The organism is Mesorhizobium sp. P2_E10, assembly GCF_056404235.1.
Map to the genome: position 1 here is coordinate 150,172 of NZ_JBFUEK010000006.1, position 16,174 is coordinate 166,345.

Consider the following 16,174-nt stretch of genomic DNA (forward strand, 5'->3'; position numbering starts at 1 on the left):
TGCGCATAATATACGCGCATAAATGAGGGCATGCAATCGTCTACCCCTCCATCTCCTCGCGCAGCATCTCCAGCTCCAGCCATTCTTCCTCGAGCGCCGCCAGCGTGGCGCGCTCCTTGTCGAGGGCGGCGATGGTCTTCTGGAACGAGGCCGGATCGCGCTCGTAATAGGCCGGATCGGCGATGTTGTTCTCCAGCCTGGAGATTGAAGCCATCACAGCTTCGATTTTCTTGGGCAGGGATTCCAGCGCGAATTTCTGCTTGAACGACAGCTTTTTCGCCGGCCCCTTTGGCACAGAGGCTTCATTTTTGGTCGTTGCCGACGCGTCACCGGTTTCGGCCTTCGCTCGCGCCTTGCGATCGTCGAGCTTGGTGCCGCCACGCTGCGCCAGCATGTCGGAATAGCCGCCGGCATATTCGATCCAGTGGCCGTCACCGTCCGGTGCAATCAGGCTGGTCACGGTGCGGTCGAGGAAATCGCGATCATGGCTGACAAGGATGACGGTGCCGGCAAAACCGGCGACCAGTTCCTGCAACAGTTCCAGCGTCTCCATGTCGAGGTCGTTGGTCGGCTCATCAAGCACCAGAAGGTTTGCCGGCCGCGCCAAAACGCGGGCCAGCAGCAGACGCGCCCGCTCGCCGCCGGAGAGCTCACGCACCGGGGTGCGCGCCTGTTCCGGCTTGAACAGGAAATCCTTCATGTAGGAAACGACATGGCGCTGCTCGCCATTGATGACAAGGTTTTCACCGCGCCCGTCGGTGAGATATTGCGCCAGCGTTTCTTGCGGATCGACGGCTTCGCGCTTCTGGTCGAGCGTGGCGATTTCCAGATTGGTGCCGAGCCGCACCGAGCCGACATCCGGCTTCATCTCGCCGGTCAGCATCTTGAGCAGCGTCGTCTTGCCGGCGCCGTTCGGCCCGACCAGGCCGACGCGGTCGCCGCGCTGGATGCGGGTCGAAAAGCCCTTGACCACGGTGAGGTCGCCAAAGCTCTTCTCGATATTTTTCGCCTCTATCACCAGCTTGCCGGATTCGGCGGCGTCGCTGGCCACCATGTTTGCCGCGCCCTCGGCGCCGCGATGGCCGCGAAAGCGCTGGCGCATGGTCTGCAATTCGCCGAGCCGACGCATGTTGCGCTTGCGCCGCGCCGTCACGCCATAGCGCAGCCAGTCCTCTTCGCGCACGATCTGGCGGCCGAGCTTGTGCTGCTCGCGCTCTTCTTCTTCCAGCACCACGTCGCGCCATTCCTCGAAATGGCCAAAACCCTTGTCGAGACGGCGGGTCTGGCCGCGGTCGAGCCAGATGGTGGCGCGCGACACGCGCTCGAGAAAGCGGCGATCGTGCGAAATGACCACCAGTGCCGAGGAGGTGCGGGCGAGCTCCTCTTCCAGCCATTCGATCACTGAGAGATCGAGATGGTTGGTCGGCTCATCAAGCAGCAAGATATCAGGCTCCGGCGCCATGACGCGGGCAAGGGCGGCGCGCCTTGCCTCGCCGCCGGAAAGGTCGTTCGGCCGTTCCTCGCCGGACAGGCCGAGATGCTCCATCAGATAGGTGGCGCGATAGGGATCGTCGGCGGGTCCCAATCCTGCCTCGACATAGGCGCGGACGCTGGCGAAATCGTCCATGTCGGGCACTTGTGGAAGGTAGCGCACGGTCGCCGAGGGTTGGCGGAACACTTCGCCGTCCTGCGGTTCGATCAACCCAGCGGCAATCTTCAAGAGCGTCGACTTGCCGGAGCCGTTGCGGCCGACCAGCGCGATCTTGTCGCCGGCCGATGCCGTCAGCGCAGCGCCATCGAGCAGCGGCGTGCCGCCGAAGGTCAATTTTATCCCGTCGAGATTGAGAAGCGGCGGCGCCATGTCAGCTTTCTGGAAGAGGGTAGGGGTGGGCGAGCAACAGTGCGCGGCCACCACCCAGTGCAATTTCGAGCCGGCCCTTGACCTCGTTGGAAATGGTCAGCGAGGAGCCGAAGGCAACCTCGACATGGGCGAGCGGCCATTTGGCGCCAGTGACGGTCAGGCCGGACAGATCGGAAAAGCCAAGGATCGAAAACAGCGTGCCGTCGGCATAGTCGAAACCGGCCTTGCCCGGCAGCAACGGGATGCCCTCCTGCGCGCCACTGGTCAGAAGCACCTGCGTACCGGTCTCGGCCAGGTGGATGCTGAGCGCCAGATGCAGGAAAGCATGGTCGGCGCGTTTGCCGCCAAAGGCGCCGGCCAGCACCAGGCTGGTTGCCCCGCGTTCGAGCGCGGCGGCGATGGCCAATTCGCCGTCGGTCTTGTCTTTTTCCGGCGGAAACACCTGGCGGGGCACCGACGCCAGATCGTCCGGCAGATCGGCCGGCACGGAATCGAAATCGCCGACCCAGAGTTCCGGCATCACGCCCAGCATCCTGGCATGGCCGATGCCGGCATCGGCGGCAATGACGCGCGTGCCTTCGACCTGGCGGTCGAGCAGCGGCGTGCGGATGAGATCGCCGCCAAGCAGGATGGTGAATGTGCTCATATCCGGTGGCCCTTACCAGCCCGGCACGAGAAACGGAAGGCGGCAAACTCCCACTTGCGCGGTCGATCGGCCGGGCCTATGTGTCGAAACGCTCTAACGGGGTGCCGGACGCAATCTTCGCGGACCGGCTGAGAGGCAGATTTGCCAACCCGCTGAACCTGATCCGGTTTGTACCGGCGGAGGGATTAGACGTTTCGGATAGCCCGACGCCTCAATTCCTTTCAACGCGAACGAAGGAGGCGCCGATGCGCACGCTTTTTTACTCTCTTGTCTCAGCAACAGTTTTTGCGGCATCTGTTTTTGCCACGTCCGAGCCGGTATCGGCCCAGGAAAAGCTCACCGTCTACACCTATGAGAGCTTTACCGCCGACTGGGGTCCGGGCCCCGCGGTGAAGAAGGAATTCGAGGCCGAATGCGCGTGCATCCTCGACTTCGTCTCGGTCGCCGACGGCGTGGCGCTGCTCAACCGCGTCAAGCTGGAAGGCGCCGCGACCAAGGCCGATATCGTGCTCGGCCTCGACACCAATCTCACCGCCGAGGCCAAGGCCTCCGGCCTGTTTGCGCCGCATGGCGCGGTGACGGATGTCAACGTGCCCGGCGGCTGGAGCGACGACACTTTCGTGCCGTTCGACTATGGCTATTTCGCCGTCGTCTACGACACCGAAAAGCTAAAAGTCCCGCCCAAGAGCCTGAAGGAATTGGTCGAAGGCAGTGCCGACGAGAAGATCGTCATCCAGGATCCGCGTACCTCGACGCCGGGTCTCGGCCTGCTTTTGTGGGTGAAGTCGGTCTATGGCGACAAGGCGCCGGAAGCCTGGGCCAAGCTCAGGGCAAAGGTGCTGACCGTGACGCCGGGCTGGAGCGAGGCCTATGGCCTGTTCACCAAGGGCGAGGCGCCGATGGTGCTGTCCTACACCACCTCGCCGGCCTACCACGTGGTCGCTGAAAACACCGAGCGCTACCAGGCGGCTTCCTTCGAAGAGGGCGAGTATCTGCAGATCGAGGTTGCCGGCATCACCACGACAGGTGCGAAGAATCCGCTGGCGGAAAAGTTCATCGCCTTCATGACCGGGCCGAAATTCCAGGATGTCATCCCCGAGACCAACTGGATGTTCCCGGCCGGAAAGACCGACAAGCCGCTCAACCCTGCCTTTGACAAACTGGTCAAGCCGGCCAAGACCTTGCTGTTCAGTCCCGAGGAGGTCGCGGCCAACCGCAAGGCCTGGGTGGATGAGTGGCTGGCGGTGATGAGCAAATGAGCGCGCTCTTCACCCTCCCCCTTGTGGGGAGGGTCGATCCGCGAAGCGGAGCGGGGTGGGGGTCGCGACGCTGAGCCCAGCCTCACCCCCACCCCGGTTCGCGGACACCGCTTCGCGGCATCCGCGCTCCGACCCTCCCCACAAGGGGGAGGGTGGAAGGCGCGCGTCCTCTGACCCCCGCGTCACCGCCGGCATCGTCGCGCTCGCCGCAATCGCGCTGCTGATCGGCGGTGCATTCGCCGGGCTGCTCATCGAAGGCGCTCACGATTTCTCGGGCGCATGGGCAGCCTTCGATCCCTATCTCCTGCGTGTCGCCCGCTTCACGCTGTGGCAGGCGGCGCTCTCGACCCTGCTTTCCGTAGTGCCGGCGCTGTTTGTGGCACGCGCGCTGTCGCGGCATCCGCACTTCCTAGGGCGTGGCTTCATCCTGCAGTTGTTCGCCGTGCCGCTGGCGCTGCCGGCCATCGTCGCTGCACTTGGCATTCTCGCCCTTTATGGCCGCGCCGGCTATTTCGCTGGCGTGCTCGGTGCGATCAGCGGCCAAAGCTGGCCCGGGATATATGGCCTGTCCGGCATCTTGGTCGCCCATGTGTTCTTCAACCTGCCGCTCAGCGTGCGGTTGTTCCTCGAGGCGCTGGGGACGGTACCGGCCGACCAGTGGCGGCTGGCCAGCCAGCTTGGCATGGGCGCGGCGCCGGCCTTCCGGCTGATCGAGTGGCCGACATTGCGCGCGGCCCTGCCGGGCGTCGCCGGGCTCGTCTTCATGCTCTGCATCACCTCCTTCACCATCGTGCTGATCCTGGGTGGCGGGCCGGCCGCGACGACGCTGGAGGTCGCCATCTACCAGGCGCTGCGCTTCGATTTCGATCCCGCGCGTGCCGTCACGCTAACGCTGCTGCAGATCGCGCTGACCTTTGCCGTGGTGCTGGCCCTGACGCGGCTTGGCGCCAACATCGTCGGCGACGCCAATCTGCCGGTGGCATCGCGCCGCTATCTTTCGGCTGGTGTGACGGAGACCATGCTAAATGCCACGTTGATCGTCGTTGCTCTGCTGTTCGTCGCCGGACCGATGGCGGCGACAGTGATGTCGGGCCTCGACGCCGATCTCGGCCGTCTCGCCGGCGAAAGTGCGGTGCGGCAGGCGACGCTGACCAGCGCTGTGCTGGCCTTCCTGTCGGCGCTGCTTTCGGTGGCGCTGGCGCTGTCGCTGATCATGGCGCGGCGGGCGTTGTCACTGAGCCGACGCGTTGGCGCCAGAACGGTGCTCGAACACGCCGCCGACACCGGCGCCGGCTTTGTTCTTGTGGTGCCGCCGATCGTCATCGGCGCGGGTTGGTTTTTGGCCCTGCGCACGGTCAGCGATGTCTTTGCCATTGCTCCGATCATGGTCGTGACCGTCAACGCGGTGATGGCGATGCCGTTTGCCCTTCGCGCCGTCCGCCCCGCCTATGATGCGGCGAGCGAACGCCATGAGCGGCTTTGTTTACTGCTCGGCATTTCCGGCTGGAACCGGCTGCGGCTGATCGACTGGCCGTCGCTGCGGCGGCCGCTCGCCACCGGCTTTGCCTTTGCCATGGCGCTGTCGCTTGGCGATCTCGGCGTCATTGCGCTGTTCGGCAGCGATTCCGTGCAGACGCTGCCCTATCTGTTGTTGTCGCGCATGGGCAGCTACCGCACGGCCGACGGCGCTGGCCTGGCGCTGCTGCTTGGCGTGGTTTGTTTGGCGCTGGTGCTGGCGGCGGACTGGCTGGGACGGGGAGAAAAATCATGACGTCCGCGAACCAGGGCGCCGGCGACGAAAAAGGCGCGGCCGTGCGGTTGGACCAGGTCACGTTCAGCTACTCTGAAGTGCCGTTCTTATTCGACGTCGAGTTCGCGACGTCAAAAATCACCGCCATCATGGGAGCGAGCGGCTCGGGAAAGTCGACACTGCTCAATCTGGTCGCCGGCTTCGAGACACCGCAGTCGGGCCGGGTGCTGATCGGCGGCGCCGATGTCAGCGCCGAACCGCCCTCGGCGCGGCCGGTGTCGATGGTGTTCCAGGAAAACAATCTCTTTGCCCATCTTTCGGTGGAACGCAATGTCGGGCTCGGCCGCTCGCCTTCGCTCAGCCTGACCGAGGCCGACCGCGCCGCAATTGCCGAGGCGCTCAAGCGCGTCGGCCTTGCCGGCAAGGAGAGACGCCTGCCAGGCGAACTCTCCGGCGGCGAGCGCCAGCGAGTCGCGCTCGCCCGCGTTTTGGTGCGCGACCGGCCGGTGCTCTTGCTCGACGAGCCTTTCGCCTCGCTCGGCCCGGCGCTGCGCGACGACATGCTCGACCTGGTTGTGGGCGTTCATGCGGAACGGCAGATGACGGTGCTGTTCGTGACCCACCAGCCTGAAGACGCGCGCCGGGTCGGCCAGAACATGGTGTTCCTGGACAATGGTACGGTTGCGGCAAGCGGAGCTGCAGCTGATTTCTTCGCCGGGGCTGGCCCCGACGCCTTTCGGCGCTATATCGGCACGGGTCCGGGCGGATCACGAGATGTTGCCCGGAAGCGGACATAATTTACGGCCAAACCGGGTTAAGGCGAAGTGGCGCTTGCTTGCCATGGTCAAGGTAGTGTGGCTAGGTCCGCCCTGTACTGGTCCGGCACAGGCCGTGATTTGCCCCTACAGCGTCGTGTCCATTCGAACGACAAGGATGCTGTAGGTTTTTAATTTTGTGCATGATCCCAGCCGCGAACCTTCGGTCCGGGATCATGTGTTGAGAGCCGAAAGGAAGCTGTTCTGCCGACCGGCACAGACACAGTAAGACGCAGTCCGCTGGCGCGCTTTCTCACGCTGGCCGGCTTGGCCGTGGCGCTGGCAAGCTGCCAGATGTTCACGCCTCCGGACGTGCAGGAATCCGGCTTCCAGCCGTCCGACAAGCCGATCACGGTCGACAATGTTGCCGCCAACAGCAAGCTCGCCGAGCTGGCGAAGGCGCAGCACCCGCGCATCCTCGCCACCTATGGTGGTGAATATTCCGATGCCAAACTCGAGCGCATGGTCGCCAAGGTCGTCGGCAGGCTGACGGTGGTGTCGGCCAATCCGACACAGACCTATCGCATCACCATCCTCAATTCGCCCAACGTCAACGCCTTTGCACTGCCGGGCGGCTATCTCTACGTCACCCGTGGCCTGTTGGCGCTCGCCAATGATTCGGCCGAGCTTGCCGCGGTCATCGCTCATGAGATGGGCCACGTCACCGCCAACCATGGCCTGCAGCGCCAGCAGCTGGAGGCTGAGGAAGGGTTGGCGACCAAGGTCGTCTCCGACGTGCTCGGCGACAGCCCGAGTGCCAAGGCGGCGCTGATCCGTGGCAAGTTGAAGCTCGCCCAGTTCTCGCGCAATCAGGAGCTTGAGGCCGACGCGATCGGCATCAAGTCGATCGGCGAAGCGGGTTTCGATCCGTTTGCCGCCGGCCGCTTCCTGCAGTCGATGTCAGCCTATACCGATTTCCGCTCGATCAGCGGCGCCACCGATGCCAGCCTCGACTTCCTGGCGACGCACCCCAATACGCCGCAGCGCATCGATCTGGCGCAGCGCCATGCCCGCCAGTTCGGCGCGCCCGGTGTCGGTACGCGTGATCGAGATTCCTTCCTTGCCGGCATAGATGGCCTGCTATACGGCGACACGCCGGAGGAAGGCTATGTGCGCGGCCAGACCTTCATGCATCCGGGGCTCGGCGTGTCCTTCTCGGTGCCGGACGGTTTCATCATCGACAATTCGGCCGCGGCGGTGACTGCCACCGGCCCCGGCGACATGGCGATCCGCTTCGACGGTGTCGCGATCGACAAGAACCGGCCGCTGACCGACTACATCCGCAGTGGCTGGGTGGCCGGTCTCGTCGAAAGCAGCGTCAAGCAGGAAACGATCAACGGCAACGAAGCGGCGACCGCGCATGCCGGCGCCGAAGGCTGGCAGTTCGATATCGCGGTGATCCGTGCCGGCGGCCAGGTTTACCGGCTGCTGACGGCGGCACCGTCCGCCAGCACCGCGCTGGACCCGGTGGCGCGCTCGGTCAGCGGCTCGTTCCGCATCCTGAGTGCGGCCGAGAAGGCGGCGCTGAAGCCGTTGCATATCCGCGTCGTCACCGTGCAGCCGGGGCAGACCATGGGGTCGCTGTCGGCGCAGATGGTCGGCGTCGATCGCAAGCTCGACCTGTTCCGGGTGCTCAACGCGCTGTCGCCGGGGGCCGCTGTTTCGGCCGGCGACAAGGTCAAGATCGTCACCGACAAGTAAGAATCGGACGGGCAGGCGGTGCTATAGCCCGCCAGCGGGTGGTGGCGAAGGTGATTCCACTCACATCGCCTGGTCAGCCGCCAACGACCGCCGCCGTCAGCCAGGGCTGCCGCCGCCGCTTTGCCTGCCACTACCGCCATTGCCGTTACCGCCGCCACGCCAGGGCGGCGCAGTGAATGGATCGGGTTCGTTCGGTACCGGTCCGAGAAGTTTCGGGAGGTACTCCCTTTTGGGCTTGGCGACCTTGGGCGGTTTCGTGCGAATGACCTTTATCTTCGTGATTGTTTTCGTTTCGGGCGTGCAGGCGGCGATCGCCAGGGCATTGCGCCCGGCAGGACCGAGAATGCTCATCGCATAGATGTTCTGCCGTTCGATACCGGCCCTGAGGAAGGCGACGGCACGGGCCGAGTCGGCGGGCACGCCATTGCGGCCGTCCTTGAAGATCACGGCGAGGTCGTTCATGGCATTGCTATGCCCTATCGCCGCCGCCTTGAGCAGCAGGTCCAATCCCTTGCCGGTATCGCGCTTCACGCCGAGGCCATTGAACAAGGACCGTCCCCACGCCGTCATCGCGTAAGGGTCTCCCTTGGCGGACGCTTCTGAATAGAGGCCATTGGCTTTCGTGACATCCGCAGGCGTCCCTATTCCGGACGAGGCGATGCGGCCGAGTTCGAAGACGGCCCGGACATGTCCCCGGTCGGCAGCCTCCTGGATCGCCTTGCTGGCTTCGTCGACCTTGCCTGACGCCAGCAAGGCACGGCCCAGTTCGTAGTGGAAGCGGGCGATGTCGGGGTAGGCCTTGACCGCCGCCTGGCAAAGCTCGACCGCGTTGCCGCCGATCTCGTTGGGCAGCAGTCCTGGGACCACACCTTGCAGGTCGAGGGGTTCGCCTGCCGCCTGGTCGCAAGGGTCGACGCTTGGCGACAGCGTCATCGTCGCCCGCTTCGACGAATTGTTGGCTCGGATTTCGAAGCCGATCTCGACGGCAGCTGTCGAACCGACCTGTGGCTCATAACGCAAATCACTGACTTCATTGGCCATCAGGCTCGATTGAGGCGACAGGATGCGGTCCGGCAGCGACAGCGTTCCCGTTGCCGGATAGCTGGCGAGCTTAAGGCTGATGCCTGGATCCTTTGCCGGCAGATCCAGCTTCAGCGGCACCGGGCCTATTCCGATCGGAACCTTGACATCGCGATCCCCGATCGCCTCGGCGGCCCCGGAGACATGGATGCCGCGCTCAAGCACCCGCTGCTTCTGCTCATTCTTGAGCGAGGCGATGATCTGCTTGCCGTCGGCGCCCTCGCCGCTTATGACCCGCAGCACCAGAACGCCTTTGGATTCGCCGCCCCAATCGTCATGCGTGGCGTAGGCCACCGTGTCCACTTGTTCCTGCGCGCCGACGCCCTTGGGAACCTCCATCTTCAGACGCGGCAGATCCTTGCCCTGGATCGGCTGGCCCACTTCGACGGGTTTGCCATCCAGCGTCAGCCGGCCGAGCGTCGGCGGGCTTTCAATGCTGACGGTGACCGCGCCGCCGTCGACGTCGACAGGCTGCGGCAGGTCCAGCGCGACAGGACCGGCGCCGGACGGCACGACCTTCTCCAGCACTGGCGGCAGCGAGGGCCGGGTCACGCGACGCATCAGCACGACGTCGTCGATCAGCGAGGAGTTTTCCCACGGAACCTGCTTGCCATCCGTGGCCTTGACGACATCACGGCGCACCGCGGCCATGACCGTGCGTATCTCCTGGTTCGGCGCCAGTGCCCGGCGCGAGAATGCCGACGAGAAGGGGCTGAGATCGCCGGTTCCGTCATAGGCGATTGCTCCCGGTTCCGTGGCAAAGGCGATCAACGTGTTCTGCGAGCCTTTGACTTGCGCGAGGCCGGTGCCGCCGGTGATGACCAGCTGGTCGCGCAGCCAATAGTCCTTGCGTGGGAACGGATTGTTGCGGCAGGCATCGAGAATGATCACCTGGATCTTGGATTTCGAGCGCAGCTGCTCAAGCACATCATCCAGCTTGACAGCCTGGACCTCGATGTCGGCTGCATCCTTAAGCGATGCATCGACCGGGATCAGGAAATTCTCGCCGCCGATCTGGAAGCCGTGGCCGGAGTAGTAGACGACGGCCAGATCGGCGCCGTCCGCGGCCGCGAGATAGTTGCGGAACTGCTCCTCGAACTGAAGCCTGGTGACGTCCTTGGCAAGGAACACATCGAAGCCAGCCTGCCGAAAAGTGTTCGACACATCGTCGGCGTCCTTGTCCGGATTCTTGAGAGCGGGAATGTCCCGGTACTCGGAATTGCCGATGACAAAGGCAACCCGCCGATCGGCTCGCGCATCGAATGTCGTGAGGCCCACAAGGACCAAGGCTCCAAGGATCGCGTAGCATCGCAACATGGCAAATCCCCATCCGCTATGACCTGTTCGGTCGCAAGAACGCAATTTGCAGCGGCCGGGTCTGTAAAAGGGGTCACAATCCACAAATATAGAGGAATGCCGCCATGGCGGCGATATATTCTTATATAATTAAAGTCTTACGTTGACCCTCAGAGACACCACAGGTGCGTTCAGGCGGCCGTCGCCAGGAACTCCGGGTTCTGCCGCACCAGCGCTATTTTCAGCTTTTCCATGGCGCGCGCCTCGATTTGGCGGACCCGTTCCTTGGAGATGCCGAGCGTCTCGCCGAGCGCTTCGAGCGTCGCGCCCTCGTCGCTCAGCCGGCGTTCCTCGATGATCCTGAGTTCGCGGGCGTTGAGCGCGCCGAGCGCCGTCTTCAGCCAGCCAGACCTGCGTTCGACATCGATGGTGTCGCCAGCGATCTCGTCGGGCAAGGGGTCGTCCGAGATCAGGAAATCCATCCGCTCGGTCGCGCCAGCGTCGTCGGCGAGCGGCGCATTGAGCGAACTATCGGGCGCCGAAAGGCGCGAATCCATCATCGCCACATCGGCTTCGGAAACGCCAAGCGCCACCGACACTTCGCGGTAGAGCGTGGCGTTGGAGATCGGCTCGGCGCCTTGCGCTAGTCGGGCGCGCAGGCGCCGCAGGTTGAAGAACAATGCTTTTTGCGCCGAACTGGTGCCGCCGCGCACGATCGACCAGTTGCGTAGGATGTAATCCTGCATTGAGGCGCGGATCCACCAGGTCGCATAGGTCGAAAACCTGACTTCGCGCTCCGGCTCGAAGCGTGCCGCCGCTTCCAGCAGGCCGACATGGCCTTCCTGGATCAGGTCGCCGAGCGGCAGGCCATAGTGACGGAATTTGGAGGCCATGGAGATGACCAGCCGCATATGCGCGACGGTGATCTGGTGCAGCGCGTGCTGGTCCTGGTTCTCCTTCCAGCGCAGCGCCAGGATGTGCTCCTCGTCGCGCTCGAGATAGGGAGCTTTCATCGCCGTGCGGACCATGGTCCGTCCTGCCGTGTCTTCCATCATGCGCCGCGCTCCCTGTTACGGGCATTGCGGACGGCTTGGCGACCGCGATCCCTGGTCTGGCGTCGGGTGGTTGAAATGGTGACGCCGTGCCCTACAACAGCCAAGAACGTGCCATGCGCGGGATTGGTTCCGCCGCTCATGTCGCGTGGGTTGTGCTGCCGGTAACAAGGTTGCAGCGACCCGAAGCGCGGCTGGTTGGCGCCAGCCGGCATGGTTTTGAGAATTCGGTTTCGGGCGCGGCCGATTTTTGAAATCTGGTTCCTTATTTTGCGGCTCGGCATCTGTCAGTTTCCGGCTCTCACAATGCGCCGGACACCGGCCAAGGACGGGATCACAGAAAAATGAAATGGCTCAACTCACTTGTCATCGCCGGAACGCTGCAGGTTCTGGCAATCACAACCGGCCACGCCGGTGCCAATCTCGACCAGATCAAGCAGGCCGGCACCATCAAGGTCGGCACGGAAGGCACCTATCCGCCCTTCACCTATCACAATGATGCCGGCGCGCTGGTCGGCTTCGACGTTGAGATTGCCAAGGCGATCGGCGACAAGCTCGGCGTGAAAGTCGAGTTCCTCGAGGGCAAATGGGACGGGTTGATCGCCGGCCTCGACGCCAACCGTTATGACACCGTCATCAACGAAGTCGGCATCACCGACGCCCGCAAGGCGAAGTACGACTTTTCCGATCCCTACATCGCCTCCAAGGCGGTGCTGATCGTGCGCGGCGACGACACCGCCATCAAGGCGTTCCCCGATCTCAAGGGCAAGAAGGTGGCGTCGTCGCTGACCTCGAATTTCGGCAAACTCGCCGAGGCCAACGGCGCCGAACTCGTCGGCACGGACGGCTTCGACCAGTCGATCCAGCTTCTGCTCACCGGCCGTGCCGATGCCACGATCAATGACAGCCTGTCCTTCCTCGACTTCAAGAAGCACAAGCCGGACGCCAATGTGAAGATCTCCGCGCGGCAGGAAAACGCCGAGTATTCCGGCGTCATCGTGCGCAAGGGCGATCCTGAACTGGTCGCCGCCATCAACAAGGCGCTGGCCGACATCAAGGCTGACGGCACCTACAAGAAGATCGCCGACACCTATTTCGGCCAGGACGTGTCGCAGTAACGGCATTCCCGGAGCGGGTAGCTTGCCCGGCCCGATCACAAATAGCGGCGGGCCGTCTTTGATGGCTCGCCGTTTTTCGCTTGATATGACAACCGATAGTCGCACTGCCAGACTGGGAACGGCAGTTGTGTGAGGGGAGGAGCCGTTCGTGCCGCACTGGCTGCAACTGATGCTGGACTCGTTGCCGACGCTGTTGTGGGCGGCGCTCATCTTCACCGTACCGCTAACGCTGCTGTCTTTCGTCCTCGGCTTGGCTGTTGGCCTGGGCGCAGCACTTGCCAGGCTGTTCGGACCGAAGCCGCTGGTCGCGCTTGTGCGCTTCTACGTCTGGATCTTCCGCGGCACGCCGCTCCTGGTGCAGCTGTTCCTGATCTTCTACGGCCTGCCGTCAGTCGGCATTCTGCTTGATGCCTTCACCGCGGCGCTGATCGGCTTCACGCTCAACATCGGCGCCTACACCTCGGAAATCATCCGCGCGGCCATCGGCTCGGTGCCGAAAGGCCAGTGGGAAGCCGCCTATTCAATCGGCATGACCTGGAGCCAGGCGATGCGGCGCACCATTCTTCCACAAGCCAGTCGGGTTGCCGTGCCGCCGCTCTCCAACACCTTCATCTCGCTGGTAAAGGATACGTCGCTGGCCGCGGCCATTACTGTGCCGGAAATGTTCCAGGCGGCGCAGCGCATCGTCGCCACCACCTACGAGCCGCTGATCCTCTATGTCGAGGCGGCGATCCTGTATCTGGCGCTGAGCTCGGTTCTCTCAGCCCTGCAGACGCGACTGGAAACCCGGCTTAACCGCTATGGCGGCTTTCTGGAGGCGCGCTCATGATTGGTCTCACCAGCATCGAGAAGCGGTTTGGCGACAACCTTGTGCTAAAGAGCGTCAGCGTCGCCATCGAGGAGGGCAGCGTCACCGCGCTTGTGGGTCCCTCGGGTGGCGGCAAGAGCACGCTTCTGCGCTGCATCAACCTCTTGGAAATCCCGACCTCGGGTACGGTGCGCATCGGTGATGAGACGCTGGAGTTTCGTCCGGGCGTCAAGGTCTCCACGCGGGATATCCAGCGGTTGCGGCTGCAGACCGGCATGGTGTTCCAGAATTTTCAGCTTTTCCCGCATCGCACCGCGATCGAGAATGTCATGGAGGGGCTGGTGACGGTGCTGAAATGGCCGACTGCCAAGGCGCGCGAGCGGGCGCTCGCGCTGCTCGAAAAGGTCGGCATGGCGCACAAGGCCGATGCGTGGCCGGCAACGCTATCAGGCGGCCAGCAACAGCGCGTGGCGATCGCCCGGGCGCTGGCGCCGTCACCGAAAGTGCTGCTCTGCGACGAGCCGACCTCGGCGCTCGATCCGGAACTGGCGCAGGAAGTGGTCGACGTGCTCGGTCAGCTCGCCAGCGAAGGCACGACCATGGTGATGGCGACGCATGATCTGAGGCTCGCCTCCAAGATCGCGCAGGAAGTGGTGTTTCTCGATGCCGGCGTCGTTGTCGAAAAAGGTCCGGCAGCCGTGCTGTTCAGCAATCCGGAACAGCAGCGGACCAAGCGTTTTATCGCGACGCTGAAGCAAGAGGCGGGCGAGGCGTAGGCAATCGCAGGGCCTTCTACCCCCCTTGTGGGGAGGCCCGGGTCGGGGGCTGCGCTGCACCCCCACCCCGCTGCTTCGCAGCGACCCTCCCCACAAGGGAGAGGGTTTACCCCAGAAACAAAAAACCCGGCGCCAGGCCGGGTTTTTCATGAATTCTGGGACGAAAGCGATCAGGCAGCTTCTTCCTGTTCGGATTCTTCGTTGTCGGCCTTGGCGCCGCGCTTCGGACCCTTGTTGAGGTTCACCTCGATGAGGCGCACCGCTTCGGTCTCCGACATGCGGTTGACGGCCGCGATCTCGCGCGCCATGCGGTCGAGCGCCGCCTCATAGAGCTGACGCTCGGAATAGGACTGCTCCGGCTGGTTGTCGGCGCGGTAGAGGTCGCGCACCACTTCCGAGATCGAGATCAGGTCGCCGGAATTGATCTTGGCATCATATTCCTGGGCGCGGCGCGACCACATGGTGCGCTTGACGCGGGCGCGGCCCTGAACGACCTTCAGCGCGCGCTCGACATAATCCTCTTCCGACAGCTTGCGCATGCCGATGGAGGTCGCCTTGGCGACCGGCACCTTGAGGCGCATCTTGTCCTTCTGGAAGTCGATGACGAAGAGTTCCAGCTTGTGGCCCGCAACTTCCTGCTCGTCGATCGAGACGATCTGGCCAACGCCGTGCGCCGGATAGACGATGTACTCGCCGGTTTTGAAACCGTGACGCGCCGCGGTGGACTTCTTCTGCGGGGTGATCGTTGCCATTACGCCCTGAACTCCTTCGTTGTGGTACCGGCGTCCTGCCGGCCCGAACTCGCCCGATCGGGATTACCGACCGTTAGCCGCACAACAGGTGAGCCCACCGGAAAAGCCGGGACCGGCAAACCGCACAGAATGCGACCGCCCGCCCCAGATCGCTCTGGTCCGGATTGAGAAACTCACCTTTCAGTGATTTGGGGCGTTTGCGCCATAAATCGACGTTGTGTCACCGGCATGTTGGGCTGATGTAACACAAAAAGTCGGAAGAATCAAGGTTTTGCTGCATTCGCGAAGGCCAAGCACAATCGCTGCCTGTCAAGGCAGGTGATGTGTCACGTCCGTTATGCAGCGTTATGCCGGCCAAACCGGCACTCTCGTCAGTCGCCTTCGCCGGGCTCGGCGGAGAAATACTTCTCGAATTTTCCAGCCTCGCCATCGAAGGATTTGGCGTCTGCCGGCGGCTCCTTCTTGGCGGTGATGTTGGGCCATTTCTCGGCGTATTCGGTGTTGACCTGCAGCCACTTTTCCAGACCCGGCTCGGTGTCGGGCTTGATCGCGTCGGCCGGGCATTCCGGTTCACAGACGCCGCAGTCGATGCACTCGTCGGGATGAATGACGAGCATGTTCTCGCCTTCGTAGAAACAGTCGACCGGACAGACCTCGATGCAGTCCATGTACTTGCATTTGATGCAGTTGTCGGTCACGACATAGGTCATCGGTCGGCTCCGGTACGTCCCATTTTTGCTGGGCTTTTTTGGTGAGGTAACGCCTTTGTCCGCCGCTGGCAAGGGCAGCCATTCCTGGCGGCATCAGCGCGCCCGGAATGGAATTCCACAACGTCGCTGCGGCGAAAGCCGGTTGTGGCTCAATCCTCGCCGATCAGCCAGTCAGTCTGGCGGCGTTGCTTCTTGGTTGGACGGCCGCTGCCTGCCTCGCGCAATGCCGGGATCGCGTCCGGCACGGCCTCGTCTTTCGGCACCGGCGGTGGAGACATGTCTTCGTAAAGCAGGCGCGCCTCCTCGGCAGGGCCGCGCCGCGTACCGGTGTTCAGCACCTTCCAGACGAAGATGCGCCGCTCCAGCGTGATGGTCAGGACGTCGCCGGGCTTGACCATATCGGAGGCCTGCGCTGCTTTGTCGCGATTGATGCGGACGCGTCCGGCGACCACCAGCTTGGCCGCCAGCGAGCGCGATTTCACCGCGCGCGAAAAGAACAGCCATTTGTCGATGCGCTGTCGGTCTCTGGCGACCACTGGGGCAACCATCG

The 16,174-nt window shown here is 63.6% G+C and carries 15 protein-coding genes and 1 riboswitch; of the genes, 7 read left to right on the plus strand and 8 right to left on the minus strand.

All coding sequences use genetic code 11. The features are described from left to right. Nucleotides 1–40: 40 nt before the first annotated feature. Nucleotides 41–1,861: an ABC-F family ATP-binding cassette domain-containing protein gene (locus AC1D0N_RS17905; protein WP_477246156.1), complete on the minus strand. Its 1,821-nt coding sequence runs from the start codon at nt 1,859–1,861 to the stop codon at nt 41–43. 1 nt (nt 1,862) lies between these two features. After that, the gene (locus AC1D0N_RS17910; protein WP_477246157.1) at nt 1,863–2,507 is read right to left on the minus strand and encodes a thiamine diphosphokinase; all 645 of its coding nucleotides are present in this window, start codon (nt 2,505–2,507) and stop codon (nt 1,863–1,865) included. Between the two features lie 87 nt (nt 2,508–2,594). Next, a riboswitch (TPP riboswitch) is annotated at nt 2,595–2,709 on the plus strand. Nucleotides 2,710–2,752: 43 nt separating this feature from the next. On the opposite strand from AC1D0N_RS17910, the gene thiB reads away from it, so the two are divergent. The 4 genes from thiB to AC1D0N_RS17930 all read left to right on the plus strand — a co-directional run bounded on the left by thiB (nt 2,753) and on the right by AC1D0N_RS17930 (nt 8,032). Continuing rightward, the gene (thiB, locus tag AC1D0N_RS17915; RefSeq protein ID WP_477246159.1) at nt 2,753–3,766 is read left to right on the plus strand and encodes a thiamine ABC transporter substrate binding subunit; all 1,014 of its coding nucleotides are present in this window, start codon (nt 2,753–2,755) and stop codon (nt 3,764–3,766) included. 193 nt (nt 3,767–3,959) lie between these two features. Further along, nucleotides 3,960–5,537, plus strand: a complete 1,578-nt coding sequence (gene thiP, locus AC1D0N_RS17920) for a thiamine/thiamine pyrophosphate ABC transporter permease (protein WP_477246616.1) — start codon at nt 3,960–3,962, stop codon at nt 5,535–5,537. Then, the gene (thiQ, locus tag AC1D0N_RS17925; RefSeq protein WP_477246161.1) at nt 5,534–6,313 is read left to right on the plus strand and encodes a thiamine ABC transporter ATP-binding protein; all 780 of its coding nucleotides are present in this window, start codon (nt 5,534–5,536) and stop codon (nt 6,311–6,313) included. The genes thiP and thiQ overlap by 4 nt, the downstream gene beginning before the upstream one ends. A gap of 312 nt (nt 6,314–6,625) precedes the next feature. Then, nucleotides 6,626–8,032, plus strand: coding sequence for a M48 family metalloprotease (locus tag AC1D0N_RS17930; RefSeq protein ID WP_477246163.1), 1,407 nt, complete (start codon nt 6,626–6,628; stop codon nt 8,030–8,032). Between the two features lie 96 nt (nt 8,033–8,128). Here AC1D0N_RS17930 and AC1D0N_RS17935 read toward each other — a convergent pair whose 3' ends face one another. The 3 genes from AC1D0N_RS17935 to AC1D0N_RS17945 all read right to left on the minus strand — a co-directional run bounded on the left by AC1D0N_RS17935 (nt 8,129) and on the right by AC1D0N_RS17945 (nt 11,744). Next, nucleotides 8,129–10,390, minus strand: a complete 2,262-nt coding sequence (locus AC1D0N_RS17935) for a caspase family protein (RefSeq protein WP_477246164.1) — start codon at nt 10,388–10,390, stop codon at nt 8,129–8,131. Between the two features lie 209 nt (nt 10,391–10,599). Then, nucleotides 10,600–11,463, minus strand: a complete 864-nt coding sequence (locus AC1D0N_RS17940; RefSeq protein ID WP_477246166.1) for an RNA polymerase factor sigma-32 — start codon at nt 11,461–11,463, stop codon at nt 10,600–10,602. Then, nucleotides 11,460–11,744, minus strand: coding sequence for a hypothetical protein (locus AC1D0N_RS17945; RefSeq protein WP_477246167.1), 285 nt, complete (start codon nt 11,742–11,744; stop codon nt 11,460–11,462). The genes AC1D0N_RS17940 and AC1D0N_RS17945 overlap by 4 nt, the downstream gene beginning before the upstream one ends. A gap of 60 nt (nt 11,745–11,804) precedes the next feature. On the opposite strand from AC1D0N_RS17945, the gene AC1D0N_RS17950 reads away from it, so the two are divergent. From AC1D0N_RS17950 to AC1D0N_RS17960, 3 genes are all read left to right on the plus strand, one after another. After that, nucleotides 11,805–12,578 carry an amino acid ABC transporter substrate-binding protein gene (locus tag AC1D0N_RS17950; RefSeq protein WP_477246169.1) on the plus strand — a complete coding sequence of 258 codons (774 nt, stop codon included), beginning with the start codon at nt 11,805–11,807 and terminating at the stop codon, nt 12,576–12,578. Nucleotides 12,579–12,726: 148 nt separating this feature from the next. Continuing rightward, nucleotides 12,727–13,407, plus strand: coding sequence for an amino acid ABC transporter permease (locus tag AC1D0N_RS17955; protein ID WP_477246171.1), 681 nt, complete (start codon nt 12,727–12,729; stop codon nt 13,405–13,407). Continuing rightward, entirely contained in the window at nt 13,404–14,162 is a 759-nt protein-coding gene (locus AC1D0N_RS17960; RefSeq protein WP_477246173.1) for an amino acid ABC transporter ATP-binding protein, read from the plus strand. Before AC1D0N_RS17955 ends, AC1D0N_RS17960 begins: the two co-directional genes overlap by 4 nt. A 170-nt stretch (nt 14,163–14,332) precedes the next feature. On the opposite strand, the gene AC1D0N_RS17965 is transcribed toward AC1D0N_RS17960, so the two are convergent. From AC1D0N_RS17965 to AC1D0N_RS17975, 3 genes are all read right to left on the minus strand, one after another. Next, nucleotides 14,333–14,914, minus strand: coding sequence for a CarD family transcriptional regulator (locus AC1D0N_RS17965; RefSeq protein WP_112559634.1), 582 nt, complete (start codon nt 14,912–14,914; stop codon nt 14,333–14,335). 371 nt (nt 14,915–15,285) lie between these two features. After that, entirely contained in the window at nt 15,286–15,624 is a 339-nt protein-coding gene (fdxA, locus tag AC1D0N_RS17970) for a ferredoxin FdxA (protein ID WP_258606784.1), read from the minus strand. 149 nt (nt 15,625–15,773) lie between these two features. Beyond that, nucleotides 15,774–16,160: an RNA-binding S4 domain-containing protein gene (locus AC1D0N_RS17975; RefSeq protein WP_477246175.1), complete on the minus strand. Its 387-nt coding sequence runs from the start codon at nt 16,158–16,160 to the stop codon at nt 15,774–15,776. Nucleotides 16,161–16,174: the final 14 nt, after the last annotated feature.